Genomic DNA, 12,913 nt, shown 5'->3' with positions numbered 1-12,913 from the left:
GTCAGCGGGCCGGGCTCCGCACCGGGCGTTGCGCGGAGGCGGATGCCTCGCGCTCCCCCGCCGTCGGGGACAGTGCGACGAACGCCGAGGTGATGAACAGGTAGGACCCGAGGCCGACGGCGAGGGGGAAGATGAACTGCATCGCCGTGGCCCCGGGCAGGACCTCGCCGGAGGGGGTGACGTGCACGCGGACCGCGAACATGCCGGTGTAGTGCATGCTGCTGACGGCCGCTCCCATGACGAGGGACGCTGCGGTGACCGCGATCGGCGACTTGATGTTGAGCCCGGCCCACAGCGCCGCGGTCGCGGCGACCACTGCGATCAGGACGGAGACCCCGACCAGCACCGGGTCGTAGGTCACGTCGCCGTGCAGCCGCACGGCCGCCATGCCCAGGTAGTGCATGCTGGCCACGCCCAGCCCGGTGGTGAGGCCGCCCAGCAGGAGGGCGCGGGTGCGGTCACGGCTGTAGCCGACGGCGAAGACGCCGGCGCAGACGACGACCACGGCGACCAGGAGGCTGAGGATGGTGAGCGGCACGTCGTAGCGGATGTCGGTGCCGTTGACGCCGAAGCCGAGCATGGCCACGAAGTGCATGGTCCAGATGCCGGTGCCTATCGCGGACGCCGCGGTGAGGAGCCAGTTGCGGCGTGCCCGGCCGGTGGTGCCGAGCGCGCGGACGGTGCAGCGCAGTCCCAGGGCGGCGCCGATGCACGCCATCGCGTACGACAACGTGGGGGTCAGCCAGCCGAGGGAGGCGTGGTCCAGGTGTCCCATGGCCCCGGGACGCTAGACCTGACAGGGACCTCCGAAGGGGGCGCATTTCGAAAGGTGCTGGAATCTGGCGCAGACGTACACCGGAACGATCGCGTCACGCTCGAACGTGCGCACAGCGCACCCCTCCATGTGGGTGAGGGATCATGCAGATCATGAGCGACGACCACACACACGTCCAGGAGTTCTTCGCCGCCCGGGCGGACGACTGGGACAGCAGGTTTCCGGACGACGGGCCGGCCTTCGCCGCCGCCGTCGCCGGCCTCGGGCTGCGCGCCGGGGACCGCGTGCTCGACGCCGGCTGCGGCACGGGACGCGCCCTGGAACCGCTGCGCACGGCCGTGGAGCCGTCCGGAGTCGTCATCGGAGTGGACCTGACCCCGGCGATGCTGCGGGCCGCTGTCCGGGCGGGGCGGGCTGGTCAGGGCCGGCTGCTGCTGGCCGACGTCGCGGCACTGCCGTTGCGGTCCGAAGTGTTCGACGCCGTGTTCGGCGCGGGGCTGATCGCGCATCTGCCGCATCCGGCGGAGAACCTGCGGGAGCTCGCGCGCGTGGTGCGGCCGGGCGGCACCCTGGCACTGTTCCACCCGGTCGGCCGGGCCGCGCTGGCAGCACGCCAGGGCCGCCGGATCACCCCGGACGACCTGCGCGCCGAGGCCAACCTGGGCCCGCTTCTGGCCGGTTCCGGGTGGCGCATGACGTCATACGTCGACGAGGACGCACGCTTCCTGGCTCTGGCCGTCCGCGAGGGCTGAGCCCGGCGGGAGGACCGGTCCGACACCCGCGACCGCCGCCACGAAGGCGTCAGGGGTGTCGAACACTCCACCGCCCGGGCCACGAGCCGGGCGGAACTGACCTGGCTGCGGGAGACCCTCGCCTCACTCGACGGGGTCGGCCGCTGAGCTGCCGATGTGCCGCACCGGGCAGCCCCGCACTCCGGGCACCGGACGGGTGCCCAGGTCGGCCAGCCGGTAGCCGTTCGGGTAACCCTTGATCTCCCGGTTCTGCCGTCCGTAGTGGGGTGTGCGGCGCGGCGGGAGCAGACGGACGAGGCGTCCCCGCATCCGGACCGCACGCCGCACGACCGTGGTGGTGACGGGCGCGGGCGGCTCGTAGCGGAAGGCCCTCAGCAGCGGTTCGTCGAGAAGGGCGAGCGTCGCGGCGCGCAGCACGGGTGCCATGGGCCGGGGATACCAGGACGTCATGAGATGGAGCGTGGCGTCGGAGACCCGGCGCGACTGCTCGTCCCAGGCGAAGTGGGCCTCCTCGTAGGCGTCCAGGCAGTCCTCGAACTCCTCGTAGGACTCCGGCAGATCCGTGATGCCCATGTGCCGGCCGAGCGTGCGGTAGTAGACGGTGGCGGCGACGATCTCGTGCCGCGACATCCGGCGCCAGCCGTAGGCGTCGATCCACCTCTTCGGTGTCACGACGAAGGTGCACAGCACGTAGCGCATGTCGTCGTTGCTGATGTCGTAGCTGCGGTGCATCTGGTTGATGCGGCGGATCGCCGTGCGCCCCTGGACGGAGGCGAAGCCGTGTTCGACGACGGCGTCGAGGAGCAGCGACGTGTCGTCATAGCGTTTCTGCGTACGGTCGGTGAGCTCCGCCGTCTCGGCGAGCAGCCGGCCGATGCTCGGCACGGCGTAGGTCCGGTACAGGGCCAGCTCCAGGGCCCGGGCGAAGTCCCAGGGGAATTCGAGAGTGACGCTGATGCGGTAGATCTCCACGGCGTCCGCCACCGGATCCATCCGACGGATCCGTTCGAGCCGCTCGAAACGCTTCACCGCGTCATCCCCCTTTTGCCGCCGAGACTCCAACTCTACGTTGAGAAGGGACGGATGGACGATCAACTGGGGAACGTCACGCAGGGGAAGGTGGCCCGCATGTGGGACAGGATCCGCGAGAAGATCGCCGGGCTGGGCGTCTCCGAGCGCGCGGACGCTGGTGGAGATCGTGAAAAGGGCACGCACAATCTGTTCGATGCCGCGGCCGCCTATGTGTCGGCCAGTGCGGAGGACGACCAGGACGGGATCGAGGAGGCCGCGTCCTGGGTGTCGCCGGAGGCGCTGTCGTTCGGGGTGAGCGAGTTGGCGTGCCGGGCCGTCATCGCGCTGGCCCGGGAACGGGAGGAGTCTCCGCGCAAGGTGGCTCGTGACCTGCTCGGGCTGCCCGTTGCCTGACCGGCGTCCGACGGACGGCCTTTCGTCCCTTTTTCCGGTGGCGGAGGGAGAAGACCGCAGCTCCGCGTGTGGGGGGAGTCGTGACAAGCGCGTTCTGCTGCCACTAGGGTGCGCGCCGTTGGACGAACCACTGGGGAGGCTGGGATGGCCGGGACGGATGAGGTCGTCGCCACCGCGGACGATGCGCTGTACGTACTGACGGCGGTACTGCTGACGCCGGCGCAGTTTCCGGGCGTGCTGGGCGACGACTACCCGGAGGCGTGCGCCGCGCTGGGCCTGGCGCCGCGCGCCGACGGCTACGGCCTGGTGCTCGGACAGGACGGCGACGGCTCCCGCTGGACGGTCGTCATCGACGACGTCTCGCTGGTCGCCGTGGCGATCGCGTCATGGGACTGCGGCATGGAGTACGAGCTGTCGCCCGACGAGCGTTCCGTCGTGGCCGCCCTGCCGGGCTGGCCCCTGGCGGTCGCCGTCGCCGCGCCGAACGTGCCCGCGCCGCACGACCCCGCCCCCGAGGCAGCGGACCGGCCCCCGCTGGCCCCGCCGGACACCACCTGCTGGGGACCGGCCCAGCGGCGCCTGGGCGCCGACGAGATCGCCCTGCAGTGGGCCATGTGGCGGGGGCAGATCGACGACGCGAACTTCCGGACGCCGAGCAGCCCGGCCGAGGCACACGACAGCGGGAAGGACGGGCAGGAGGACGGGGCGGACGCGCCGTCGCCGGGCCACCGCAGTGTCCGGCGTGTACTCGCCGAGGCACGCTCCTACGTGGACACTCCGCCGCCGCTCGGGCGGGTCCGCTCGTCGTTCGCCCCGGGTAACGCCCGCACGCTGCGCGTCGACGGCCCCGGCTGGTCGATGGTGGCCCGCACCGACGACATGGCGTTCGTGCTGCTCGACGAGAATCCCGGCGAGGTCCTGCCGGTGGGCCGGGGCCCCGAGCTGCCCGGTCTGCTGGAGGCACTCGACAAACTGGCCGTGCGTCCCGCCTGAGGCCGCCCGGGACGCCCCGGGCCCGGGCCGGCGGCCGGTCGGCTCCCGCCCCGGTCCCAGGCACGTGGCTTACGAGGCACCCCGGGCGGCAGCGCTTCAGCGGCCCAGTTCCTTGCGCGTGACACGGCGCAGCCTGCGGCGCTGCGACGGATCCAGCGCGAGGTACGCGGCCACCGGCACTCCCACGACGATCAGGAACGATATCCACCAGGGCAGCCATATGAGCAGGATGAGCCCGACCGCCACACCTCCTGCGGCGATCTTCGCGTTCTTGGACATGAGCGTCGCCTCCTTCGCGGCCACTGCCGCTCTCTGATGTGGAAACGGGCCCGCGCTTCCCGCGGTTCCGCTCCGCGACCCTGAGACGTCCCTGAGGCTCGGCCCTGACACATCCCTGAGGATCCGCTGCTCCCGGCTCATCCGGTGGGTGCCACCTCAGGGCAGCGCGTCCGGGAACGCTCCGACGACCGACTCGAGGTCGCTCGGCACCTCGCTCGGCGGTCCGCCGGGGAACACCGGCGGCAGACCGCTCGGCAGCCGGGAGGGCAGTCCCCGCGGCAGCCCGCTGGGCAGTCCGGTCGGCAGACGGAACGAGGGCCGTTGCGAGTCACCGGAAGCAGCGCTGCTCCCCGGGGGCCGTCCGTCGGGGGGATCGTCGCCTCCCGAGGCCATCAGGGCCACGGCGAGGACCGCCACGGCCGCAGCGAGCACGGCGAGGACCGCGAAGAGCGGACCCCGGCGTCTTCGCGGGCCGGGGTCGGAGCCGTCGGCAGGCGGTCCGAAGCCGCCGTCAGGAGGTCCGGGGGGCGGAGGCGGTACGGACGGTGGGGTCATACCGTCCACCATCGCCTCGTACGGTCCGGGAAGCGACCGGCGCACGGAGGTCGACACCGGCTCACGCCATGGACCGCACGAGACCGGAGCAGTACGCGCGCGTGCCTCAACGGCACGCGCGCGTATGCGTCACCGGCACGCTGGTGCGGTCAGCCGCGCGCGCCCAGCAGGTGGTCCATGGCCAGCTGGTCGAGACGCTCGAAGGCCATCCCGCGTGCGGCGGCCGCCTCCACGTCGAAGTCCTCGAAGGCCGTGCGGTCGGCGAGCAGCGCCTGCAGGCCGTCGGCCGCGGTGGGCTGCGCCAGCTCGTCCAGGCGCGAGGCGCGCAGTGCCTCCTGCACTTCCGGGTCGGCGCGGAACGCCGCCGCGCGCTCCTTCAGGATGAGGTAGTTGCGCATGCAGCCGGCCGCCGACGCCCACACCCCGTCGAGGTCCTCGGTCCGCGGCGGCTTGAAGTCGAAGTGGCGGGGGCCGTCGTAACCGGCGCTCTCCAGGAGATCGACCAGCCAGAAGGCGGCACGCAGGTCACCGGCGCCGAAGCGGAGGTCCTGGTCGTACTTGATGCCCGACTGGCCGTTGAGGTCGATGTGGAAGAGCTTGCCCGCCCACAGGGCCTGGGCGATGCCGTGCGGGAAGTTGAGCCCGGCCATCTGCTCGTGGCCGACCTCGGGATTGACGCCGTACAGCTCCGGGCGCTCCAGCCGCTCGATGAAGGCCAGCGCGTGACCGACGGTGGGCAGCAGGATGTCGCCGCGCGGCTCGTTCGGCTTGGGCTCGATGGCGAAGCGAAGGTCGTAGCCCTGGGAGGTGACGTACTCACCGAGCAGGTCGAAGGCCTCCTTCATGCGGTCCAGCGCGACGCGCACGTCCTTGGCGGCACCGGACTCGGCGCCCTCCCGCCCGCCCCAGGCCACGTACGTCTTCGCGCCCAGCTCGACCGCCAGGTCGATGTTGCGGACGGTCTTGCGCAGGGCGTAGCGCCGCACGTCGCGGTCGTTGGCGGTGAACGCGCCGTCCTTGAAGACCGGGTGCGTGAAGAGGTTGGTGGTGGCCATCGGCACGGCCATGCCGGTCGTGTCCAGGGCCTGGCGGAACCGCTTGATGTGCGACTCGCGCTCGGTGTCCGAGGACCCGAAGGGGATCAGGTCGTCGTCGTGGAAGGTCACCCCGTACGCGCCGAGCTCGGCCAGTCGCTGCACCGTCTCGACCGGGTCGAGGGCACGGCGCGTGGCGTCGCCGAACGGGTCCCGTCCCTGCCAGCCGACGGTCCACAGGCCGAAGGTGAACCTGTGCTCGGGGGTGGGCTGGTAGCTCATGCCGCGGCTCCTTGCTCGCTTGCGACTATTTCGTCATGGCGATTTACAAATTAGTATGCGCTCGCGTCCCTGGGAAGGGACAAGATGTCCTCGAGGCCGGATCTCGAGACCAGATCCCGCGAGCCGCGGAAAGAGGGAGAGCCCGATGTCAGCAGCCGAGGGTCCGCTCGTCGTCGGCGTGGACTCGTCCACCCAGTCCACCAAGGTCCTGGTCGTCGACGCGGCCACCGGAGAGGTGGTGGCGAGCGGCCAGGCACCGCACACCGTCTCCTCCGGAGCCGGCCGGGAGAGCGACCCCCGGCAGTGGTGGGAGGCCCTGTGCACGGCGCTCCACCAGTGCGGGGACGCGGCCCACGAGGCGGCCGCGGTGTCGATCGGCGGCCAGCAACACGGTCTGGTCACCCTGGACACCCGGGGTGAGCCGGTGCGCCCGGCGCTGTTGTGGAACGACGTGCGTTCGGCGCCGCAGGCCCGCAGGCTCGTCGAGGAGCTGGGCGGTCCGAAGGCATGGGCGGAGCGGACCGGCAGCGTGCCCGGCGCGTCCTTCACGGTCACGAAGTGGGCCTGGCTCGCCGAGCACGAGCCGGACGCGGTCCGTGCCACCGCGGCCGTCCGCCTGCCCCACGACTACCTCACCGGTCATCTGACCGGCCAGGGCACCACCGACCGCGGCGACGCCTCCGGTACGGGCTGGTGGGCGTCCGGGACCGAGGCGTACGACGAGGACATCCTCGCGCGCGTGGGGCTCGACCCAGCGCTGCTGCCACGGGTGGTGCGGCCGGGCGAGGTGGCCGGGACGGTGCGCGACAGCCACGACCTGCCGTTCTCCAAGGGCACCCTGGTGGCCCCCGGCACCGGCGACAACGCGGCTGCCGCGCTGGGCCTCGGGCTGCGCCCGGGCACCCCGGTGCTCAGCCTCGGCACGTCGGGCACGGTGTACGCCGTCTCCGAGCACCGTCCCGTCGACCCGAGCGGAACCGTCGCCGGCTTCGCCGACGCGCGCGGGGACTGGCTGCCGCTGGCCTGCACCCTGAACTGCACCCTCGCGGTCGACCGGGTGGCGGCCCTGCTGGGACGGGACCGCGAGGACGTCGAGCCCGGCACCTCCGTCACCCTCCTGCCGTACCTCGACGGTGAGCGCACACCCAACCTGCCGGACGCCTCCGGTCTCCTGCACGGCCTGCGCCACGACACGACCGCCGGGCAGCTCCTGCAGGCGGCGTACGACGGTGCCGTGCACGCTCTGCTCGGCGCGCTGGACCTGGTGCTCGACGAGGACGCGGACCGCACGGCACCGCTGCTGCTGATCGGCGGCGGGGCGCGGGGCACGGCCTGGCAGCAGACGGTACGGCGCCTGTCCGGACGGCCGGTGCAGATCCCCGAGGCCAGGGAACTCGTCGCGCTCGGCGCCGCGGCCCAGGCGGCCGCACTGCTGACCGGCGAGGATCCGGCCGCGGTCGCGCGGCGCTGGAACACCACGGCCGGACCGGTGCTGCAGGCCGTGGAACGGGACGAGGAGACGCTGGCCCGGATCTCCGGGGTACTCTCCGACGCGGCGCCGCTGCTGGAGCGGGGGACGGGCGGTCGCTGACACTCCGCCGCGGGGAGCGCGACGGCGCGGGAACGGGGCGGCCGTGCCGCACCGGCGGGACTGACGCACTGACCGGAAAGACGGACGAGGACTGACTCCAGGCATGAGCGCACCGCTGCACGAGGCCCGCCCGGCCGGCCCCGGCCGGGCACTCCCGGACACCCAGCAGGGCATGCGACGCCGCAACCTCGCCCGGGCGATGCATGCCGTCCGCGCCGAAGGGCCGCTCTCGCGCGCCGCCGTCGCCTCACGCATCGGTCTGACGCGGGCTGCCGTGTCCACCCTGGTGGACGAGCTGATCCGGTGGGGACTGCTGGAGGAGCTGGGCCCCGAGCGGCCGGGCCGCGTGGGCCGGCCCGGGTCGGCGCTCGCGGTCAGCGGTCGGGGGCCGGCGGGGATCGGCGCGGAGGTCGGCGTCGACCACCTCGCGGTGTGCGCGGTCGACCTGCGCGGCGAGGTCCGGGCCCGGGCAGTCCGGCACCGCGTGAACCGTGGCCGTGCGCCCGGACCGGTGCTCGAGGAACTCGACGCTCTCGTCCGCCGGGTCGTCGCGGAGGCGGAACAGGAGGGGCTGTGGCCCGCCGGGCTCGCGGTCGCGGTGCCCGGCCTGGTGGCGCGCGACGACCGTACGGTCGTACGCGCCCCCAACCTCGACTGGCACGACACCGACCTGGCGGCCCTGCTGCCCACCGGCGTCCCGCTGACCGTGGACAACGAGGCGAACTTCGGTGCCCTTGCCGAACTCTGGCTCGGGGCGCACACCCCCGCGGACTTCCTGCATGTGTCGGCCGAGATCGGTATCGGTGCCGCGGTCGTCGTGGATGGCCGGCTGCTGCGTGGCACGCGGGGGTTCGCGGGCGAGCTGGGCCATGTGCCGGTCCACCCGGACGGGCCCCGGTGCGCGTGCGGCGGGCGCGGCTGCCTGGAGCAGTACGCCGGAGAGGAAGCGGTTCTGCGCGCCGCGGGTCTCGAGCCGGGCAAGGACCTGGTCGGGCTGCTCGCCCGGCGGGCCGACGAGGGGGACGCGGGCGTGCGGCAGGCACTGCGGGACGCCGGCAGGGCCCTCGGCATAGCCCTGACCGGGGCGGTCAACCTGCTCGACCCCGAGGCCGTCGTCCTGGGCGGCGCGCTGGCCGGACTGTCGCCGTGGCTCCTGCCGTCGCTGGAGGCCGAGCTGGCGAGCCGGACGGCGGGGCCCGCCTGCCCGGTGTCGGTGTCCCGTCTCGGGCCCGAGGGACCGCTGCTCGGCGCCGCGCACTCGGTGATACGCGCGGTGCTCGACGACCCGGCGACGGTGGCGGAGCGGGGATGAGCGGCACATGGATACCCCGTGCGGAGTGGGTCAAGACCCAGCCGCAGGCTCTCCTCGCTTCCTGCGTCGTCCTGCTGGACGGCCGGGGCCGCGTCCTGCTCCTGCGCTACGGGCCCGGTCAGCCGGCCGCCGGTACCTGGTGGCTGCCCGGCGGGATGGTCGACCACGGGGAGGACCCCTGGTCGGCGGCGCGGCGGGAGACGCGGGAGGAGACGGGCATCGAACTCGGCCCCGTGCCCACGCTGATCGGCATCGACCACCGGGTGGACGTACTGGGGACCGGACCGGTCCTCGACTGCTTCTTCCACGGCGGCACCCTCGAGGGCGGGGCACGCGTCCGGCTCAGCGCCGAACACGACCGCTACGGGTGGTTCGCTCTCGACGAGGCGGCCCGCGCGCCGCTCACGGCACGCATCTCCACGCTCATCGCCCTGCGCACGGCCGCCCTGTCCGGAGCCGTCACCTGTCTGCGGGAGGGGGAGCCCCGGTGACCCGTGGGCGTGGACCGTGGGCGCGGCCCGCCGAGGTGTCCCGCTTCCACGGGCCGACGGCGAATTTCCCCGTGGTGCCCAGGTCCAGTTCCGGTGTCACCATCACCGGCGCGGCCCCCGGCTTCGCCCAGACCCTGACGTAGGGGACGCCGACCGCGGCACCTGAGAGCACGGTGTTGCGCCACACCAGGCCGGCGTGGGCTGCCTCGCCCGGCTTCAGGGACAGGGGGCGGGCCGGGCCGTCGGCCCCGGTGCCGGACGCGATGGCGGAGCCGTCGTGCAGGATGCGCAGACCGGTGAGCGGCCGGTGGTCCTCGTCGAGGGGGCTCACACGGGGATAGCCGGTGAGGCGCCGGGTCCGCGTCCCGCAGTTCACCACATGCAGCCCGACCACCCGCAGGCCCATGGCGGCATCGCCCTCGTCGGCGTACAGACGCAGCCCAGAGGAGGGGCAGGGGCCGCCGGGCGCCGGAGCCTCGTCGGCGGGGACGCTCCTCACCTTCTGGACACGCACCCTCGACCAGCCCTGTGCGCCCGGCAGTTCGTCGGCGTGGACGGTGCCGGTCACCGTCCGGCCGGGTGCGACGGACGGCACGATCCGGTCGGCGTCGCCCACCGGCGATCCGGAGTCGGACAGGAAGGCGAAGGTGACCGTGTAGGTGAAGGGCTCACGTGCGCGGTTGGTGACCTGGAACGCGGCGCAGTCCCGTGCTCCGTCATCCCCCTGATCCGTGACCGTGACACCGTCCGTCTCCTCGGCCGCGGGCTCGGAGGCCGCGGCGGGCCGTGAGGAGAGCGCCGCACCGCACGTGGCGTCGCCGAGCGGTTCGGCGGAAGTCTCCTTCTGGGCGCAGGAGGTGAGGAGCAGCAGGCCGGCGACGACGGAGAGGCCGGCGGGGACGGTTCGCATCCGCCGAGTCGATCAGGGTGTGCCCACGACGGGCTGTGGCGGAAGCCACTCCTCCGGTCACAGGACCGTCACAGGTGCGCCGAGGCCCGCTTCCGGCCCCTCCTCCGCTGCCTCGCGACTCGCTACGCGCGTGCGGGCTTCACCCGATCGGACGGCCGAGTTGTCCACAAAACCGCCGTCATCCACGGAACGGTTTGCCTCTCTTCTGCCCAACCCCCAGGCGCCGTACCGTGATTCGGGTCGGGCGAGGCACTCACCACGGCCGGACGCCGGTGGCGTGACGAGGACGACGAGGGAACACACACGGTCGGGGGAACGCATGCGGGGGGAATCGTTCGAGGGACTGGGGCCCGATGTCGCCGGACTGCGCCCGGATGCACTGGGCTGGACGCGTGTCTGTTCGCAACCCGGGCGCTCGAACCACCGTTGGCCAACGTGTGCGACACCGACCATCTGTGCGCGGCCGGAGCCCGCCGTCGCTCACCACGCCCGTCCCCGAAGCCCCACTCCCCCACCCCCCACTCCGGAAGGCGATCCCACCATGGACCGGGACAGACCCCTGCCCACCAGACGACGCCTGCTCAAAGGCGCGGCACTCGCCGCCGTCCCCCATGCGGTGCTGCCCACCACACGGGCCGGCGCCGAGGCCGAGACGGTCGATTATCCGACCGCCGAGTGGCAGCCGGCCACCAGTTCCAACTACACGGCGTCCGGCCGCCCCGGCACCTACGCGATCGACCGTGTGATCATCCACGTCACCCAGGAGACGTATGCCGACACCCTGACCATCTTCCAGAACCCGCAGAAGGCGGTGTCCGCGCACTACCTGGTGCGCTCCGCCGACGGGCACATCGCGCAGTGCGTGCGCGAGGCGAACGTCGCCTGGCACGCCGGGAACTGGGACTACAACACCCGCAGCATCGGCATCGAGCACGAGGGCTGGGTGGACCAGCCCGCCTATTTCACCGACGCCCTGTACGAGCAGTCGGCGAAACTGACGGCCGCGGTCTGCGACACGTACGGCATCCCCAAGGACCGGGCGCACATCATCGGGCACTACCAGGTACCGGGGACCGATCACACCGATCCGGGGCCCGACTGGGACTGGGTCCGCTACATCAGACTGGTCAACTTCGCCTGACCGGTTGTCCGGGCCACCACCCCGGGTGACGATGTCCCCAGCCGCTTCGCCGTCCGGGAGGCCCAGTTGAACGATCCGTGGATGGCGCTGGAGCCGGGCGCCGACCCCGCCGAACGCGTTCGGGTGCTGCGCCGCGCGCACGAGACGTTCACCACGGCGGGCACCGTGCCGCGGCCGGTGCGGTCGGTGGTGGCGGACTCGTGGCGGCGCAGCGCGCGGGCCGGCGTGGGACCGGAAGGTGCCGCCAGCGTGGAGCTGACCGACGGAGACCTGGGTGCCTACCGCGCGGAGCATCCGCTCGCCCGGGTGATGCCGCTGGTCCGCGAGCTGATGGGGCCGTTCGCCTCGGACGGCGAGCATCTGCTCGCCGTGTGCGACGCGCACGGCAGGCTGCTGTGGGTCGAGGGCCACCCGGCCACCCGCCGCCGGGCGGACCGGATGAACTTCGTCCCGGGCGCACGCTGGGCCGAGACCGCGGTCGGGACGAACGCGCCGGGCACGGCGGTCGCCGTGGGCCGGCCGGTGCAGGTGTTCGCGGCGGAGCACTTCATCCGGCAGGCACAGCCGTGGACCTGCGCGGCCGCGCCGGTGCACGATCCCCGCACCGGCCGGGTGCTGGGCGCGGTGGACATCACCGGCGGCGACGGGCTGGCCCACCCGCACAGCCTGGGTTTCGTGCAGGCGGTGGCGCGTGCCGCCGAGTCGCAGCTCGCCCTGCTCGTGCCGCCGCGACCCGTCGGCGAGGCACCGGAGCTGACCGCACTGGGCCGTGACGAGGCCGGTCTGCGGCTGGCCGGCCGACGTCTGACGCTCAGTCGCCGGCACAGCGAGATGCTGGTCCTGCTGGCCCACCGTCCCGAGGGGCTGACCGGTGGCGAACTGCTGTGCGCACTGTACGAGGACGAATCCGTGCCGCCGGTGACGTTGCGTGCCGAACTGGCCCGGCTGCGCAGGCTGCTCGGTCCGGGCCTGCTGGTGTCGCGGCCCTACCGGCTGACGGCTCCGGTCGAGTCCGACGTCGCCCTCGTCGAACGGCGGCTGCGGGCCGGCGCGGTGCCGGCTGCTGCGGCGGCGTACTCGGGATCCCTGCTGCCCGCCTCGCGGGCACCGGCCGTGGTCAGAATCCGGGAACGCCTGGCCGACGGGCTGCGTGCCGCCCTGATCGGCCACCGCGATCCCGACCTGCTGGCCGACTGGGCGCACGCCCCCTGGGGCGAGGACGACCTCGAGGTGTGGCGGGCACTCGCGGCGGTGCGGCCGACCGCGGCGGTGCGGGCGCGGCTCAGGGCCCTGGAGTCGGAACTGGCGGCGGAACCGGGAGCCCACGCCCGCCGGGCAGCGCGCTGACCGGACGCGCAACGTCCCCGCAACGT

At 73.2% G+C, this 12,913-nt stretch carries 14 protein-coding genes; 8 read left to right on the top strand and 6 right to left on the bottom strand.

What is annotated here, in order from left to right; genetic code table 11:
- Nucleotide 1 precedes the first annotated feature (1 nt).
- A complete protein-coding gene (locus ACWC21_RS16255; protein WP_450882199.1) occupies nt 2-775 on the bottom strand; it encodes an MHYT domain-containing protein in 774 nt (257 codons plus the stop codon).
- Between the two features lie 152 nt (nt 776-927).
- Between ACWC21_RS16255 and ACWC21_RS16250 the strand changes: the two genes are divergently transcribed.
- Nucleotides 928-1,527 (top strand): class I SAM-dependent methyltransferase, encoded by a 600-nt coding sequence (locus ACWC21_RS16250; RefSeq protein WP_450882197.1) that lies wholly within the window; start codon nt 928-930, stop codon nt 1,525-1,527.
- A 123-nt stretch (nt 1,528-1,650) separates the two neighbouring features.
- Here the strand turns inward: ACWC21_RS16250 and ACWC21_RS16245 are convergent, their stop codons facing one another.
- Nucleotides 1,651-2,556: an oxygenase MpaB family protein gene (locus ACWC21_RS16245; protein ID WP_450882195.1), complete on the bottom strand. Its 906-nt coding sequence runs from the start codon at nt 2,554-2,556 to the stop codon at nt 1,651-1,653.
- A 99-nt stretch (nt 2,557-2,655) separates the two neighbouring features.
- Here ACWC21_RS16245 and ACWC21_RS16240 point away from each other — a divergent pair, with 99 nt between their 5' ends.
- Nucleotides 2,656-2,952, top strand: a complete 297-nt coding sequence (locus ACWC21_RS16240) for a hypothetical protein (RefSeq protein ID WP_450882381.1) — start codon at nt 2,656-2,658, stop codon at nt 2,950-2,952.
- 144 nt (nt 2,953-3,096) lie between these two features.
- Nucleotides 3,097-3,945 (top strand): hypothetical protein, encoded by an 849-nt coding sequence (locus ACWC21_RS16235; RefSeq protein ID WP_450882193.1) that lies wholly within the window; start codon nt 3,097-3,099, stop codon nt 3,943-3,945.
- A gap of 96 nt (nt 3,946-4,041) precedes the next feature.
- Here the strand turns inward: ACWC21_RS16235 and ACWC21_RS16230 are convergent, their stop codons facing one another.
- The 3 genes from ACWC21_RS16230 to xylA form a co-directional block, all read right to left on the bottom strand.
- Nucleotides 4,042-4,224 (bottom strand): hypothetical protein, encoded by a 183-nt coding sequence (locus ACWC21_RS16230; protein WP_450882191.1) that lies wholly within the window; start codon nt 4,222-4,224, stop codon nt 4,042-4,044.
- 156 nt (nt 4,225-4,380) lie between these two features.
- Nucleotides 4,381-4,779: a hypothetical protein gene (locus ACWC21_RS16225; protein WP_450882189.1), complete on the bottom strand. Its 399-nt coding sequence runs from the start codon at nt 4,777-4,779 to the stop codon at nt 4,381-4,383.
- A 149-nt stretch (nt 4,780-4,928) separates the two neighbouring features.
- Nucleotides 4,929-6,095, bottom strand: coding sequence for a xylose isomerase (xylA, locus tag ACWC21_RS16220; RefSeq protein WP_450882187.1), 1,167 nt, complete (start codon nt 6,093-6,095; stop codon nt 4,929-4,931).
- A 145-nt stretch (nt 6,096-6,240) separates the two neighbouring features.
- On the opposite strand from xylA, the gene xylB reads away from it, so the two are divergent.
- The 3 genes from xylB (at nt 6,241) to ACWC21_RS16205 (ending at nt 9,489) form a co-directional block, all read left to right on the top strand.
- Nucleotides 6,241-7,686, top strand: coding sequence for a xylulokinase (gene xylB, locus ACWC21_RS16215; protein WP_450882185.1), 1,446 nt, complete (start codon nt 6,241-6,243; stop codon nt 7,684-7,686).
- Between the two features lie 103 nt (nt 7,687-7,789).
- Complete coding sequence (locus ACWC21_RS16210; protein ID WP_450882183.1) at nt 7,790-8,998, top strand: ROK family protein; 1,209 nt, start codon at nt 7,790-7,792, stop codon at nt 8,996-8,998.
- Nucleotides 8,995-9,489: an NUDIX hydrolase gene (locus tag ACWC21_RS16205; protein WP_450882181.1), complete on the top strand. Its 495-nt coding sequence runs from the start codon at nt 8,995-8,997 to the stop codon at nt 9,487-9,489. Before ACWC21_RS16210 ends, ACWC21_RS16205 begins: the two co-directional genes overlap by 4 nt.
- On the opposite strand, the gene ACWC21_RS16200 is transcribed toward ACWC21_RS16205, so the two are convergent.
- Nucleotides 9,458-10,399, bottom strand: a complete 942-nt coding sequence (locus ACWC21_RS16200) for a DUF4232 domain-containing protein (protein WP_450882179.1) — start codon at nt 10,397-10,399, stop codon at nt 9,458-9,460. The two genes, ACWC21_RS16205 and ACWC21_RS16200, sit on opposite strands and share 32 nt — an antisense overlap.
- 541 nt (nt 10,400-10,940) lie before the next feature.
- Here ACWC21_RS16200 and ACWC21_RS16195 point away from each other — a divergent pair.
- Both ACWC21_RS16195 and ACWC21_RS16190 read left to right on the top strand, forming a co-directional pair.
- Nucleotides 10,941-11,540, top strand: a complete 600-nt coding sequence (locus ACWC21_RS16195; RefSeq protein ID WP_450882177.1) for an N-acetylmuramoyl-L-alanine amidase — start codon at nt 10,941-10,943, stop codon at nt 11,538-11,540.
- A 66-nt stretch (nt 11,541-11,606) separates the two neighbouring features.
- Nucleotides 11,607-12,887, top strand: coding sequence for a GAF domain-containing protein (locus ACWC21_RS16190; RefSeq protein ID WP_450882175.1), 1,281 nt, complete (start codon nt 11,607-11,609; stop codon nt 12,885-12,887).
- Nucleotides 12,888-12,913: the final 26 nt, after the last annotated feature.

The sequence above is a fragment of the Streptomyces sp. NPDC001348 genome (assembly GCF_053597535.1).
This window is presented reverse-complemented; position numbering and strand designations above follow the sequence as displayed.

Excerpts from the sequence above, each read along its gene's own strand:
- ACWC21_RS16255 (WP_450882199.1), bottom strand. The coding sequence starts at position 775 with ATGGGACACCTGGACCACGCCTCCCTCGGCTGGCTGACCCCCACGTTG.
- ACWC21_RS16250 (WP_450882197.1), top strand. The coding sequence starts at position 928 with ATGAGCGACGACCACACACACGTCCAGGAGTTCTTCGCCGCCCGGGCG.
- ACWC21_RS16240 (WP_450882381.1), top strand. The coding sequence starts at position 2,656 with ATGTGGGACAGGATCCGCGAGAAGATCGCCGGGCTGGGCGTCTCCGAG.
- ACWC21_RS16235 (WP_450882193.1), top strand. The coding sequence starts at position 3,097 with ATGGCCGGGACGGATGAGGTCGTCGCCACCGCGGACGATGCGCTGTAC.
- ACWC21_RS16230 (WP_450882191.1), bottom strand. The coding sequence starts at position 4,224 with ATGTCCAAGAACGCGAAGATCGCCGCAGGAGGTGTGGCGGTCGGGCTC.
- ACWC21_RS16225 (WP_450882189.1), bottom strand. The coding sequence starts at position 4,779 with ATGACCCCACCGTCCGTACCGCCTCCGCCCCCCGGACCTCCTGACGGC.
- xylA (WP_450882187.1), bottom strand. The coding sequence starts at position 6,095 with ATGAGCTACCAGCCCACCCCCGAGCACAGGTTCACCTTCGGCCTGTGG.
- xylB (WP_450882185.1), top strand. The coding sequence starts at position 6,241 with ATGTCAGCAGCCGAGGGTCCGCTCGTCGTCGGCGTGGACTCGTCCACC.
- ACWC21_RS16210 (WP_450882183.1), top strand. The coding sequence starts at position 7,790 with ATGAGCGCACCGCTGCACGAGGCCCGCCCGGCCGGCCCCGGCCGGGCA.
- ACWC21_RS16205 (WP_450882181.1), top strand. The coding sequence starts at position 8,995 with ATGAGCGGCACATGGATACCCCGTGCGGAGTGGGTCAAGACCCAGCCG.
- ACWC21_RS16200 (WP_450882179.1), bottom strand. The coding sequence starts at position 10,399 with ATGCGAACCGTCCCCGCCGGCCTCTCCGTCGTCGCCGGCCTGCTGCTC.
- ACWC21_RS16195 (WP_450882177.1), top strand. The coding sequence starts at position 10,941 with ATGGACCGGGACAGACCCCTGCCCACCAGACGACGCCTGCTCAAAGGC.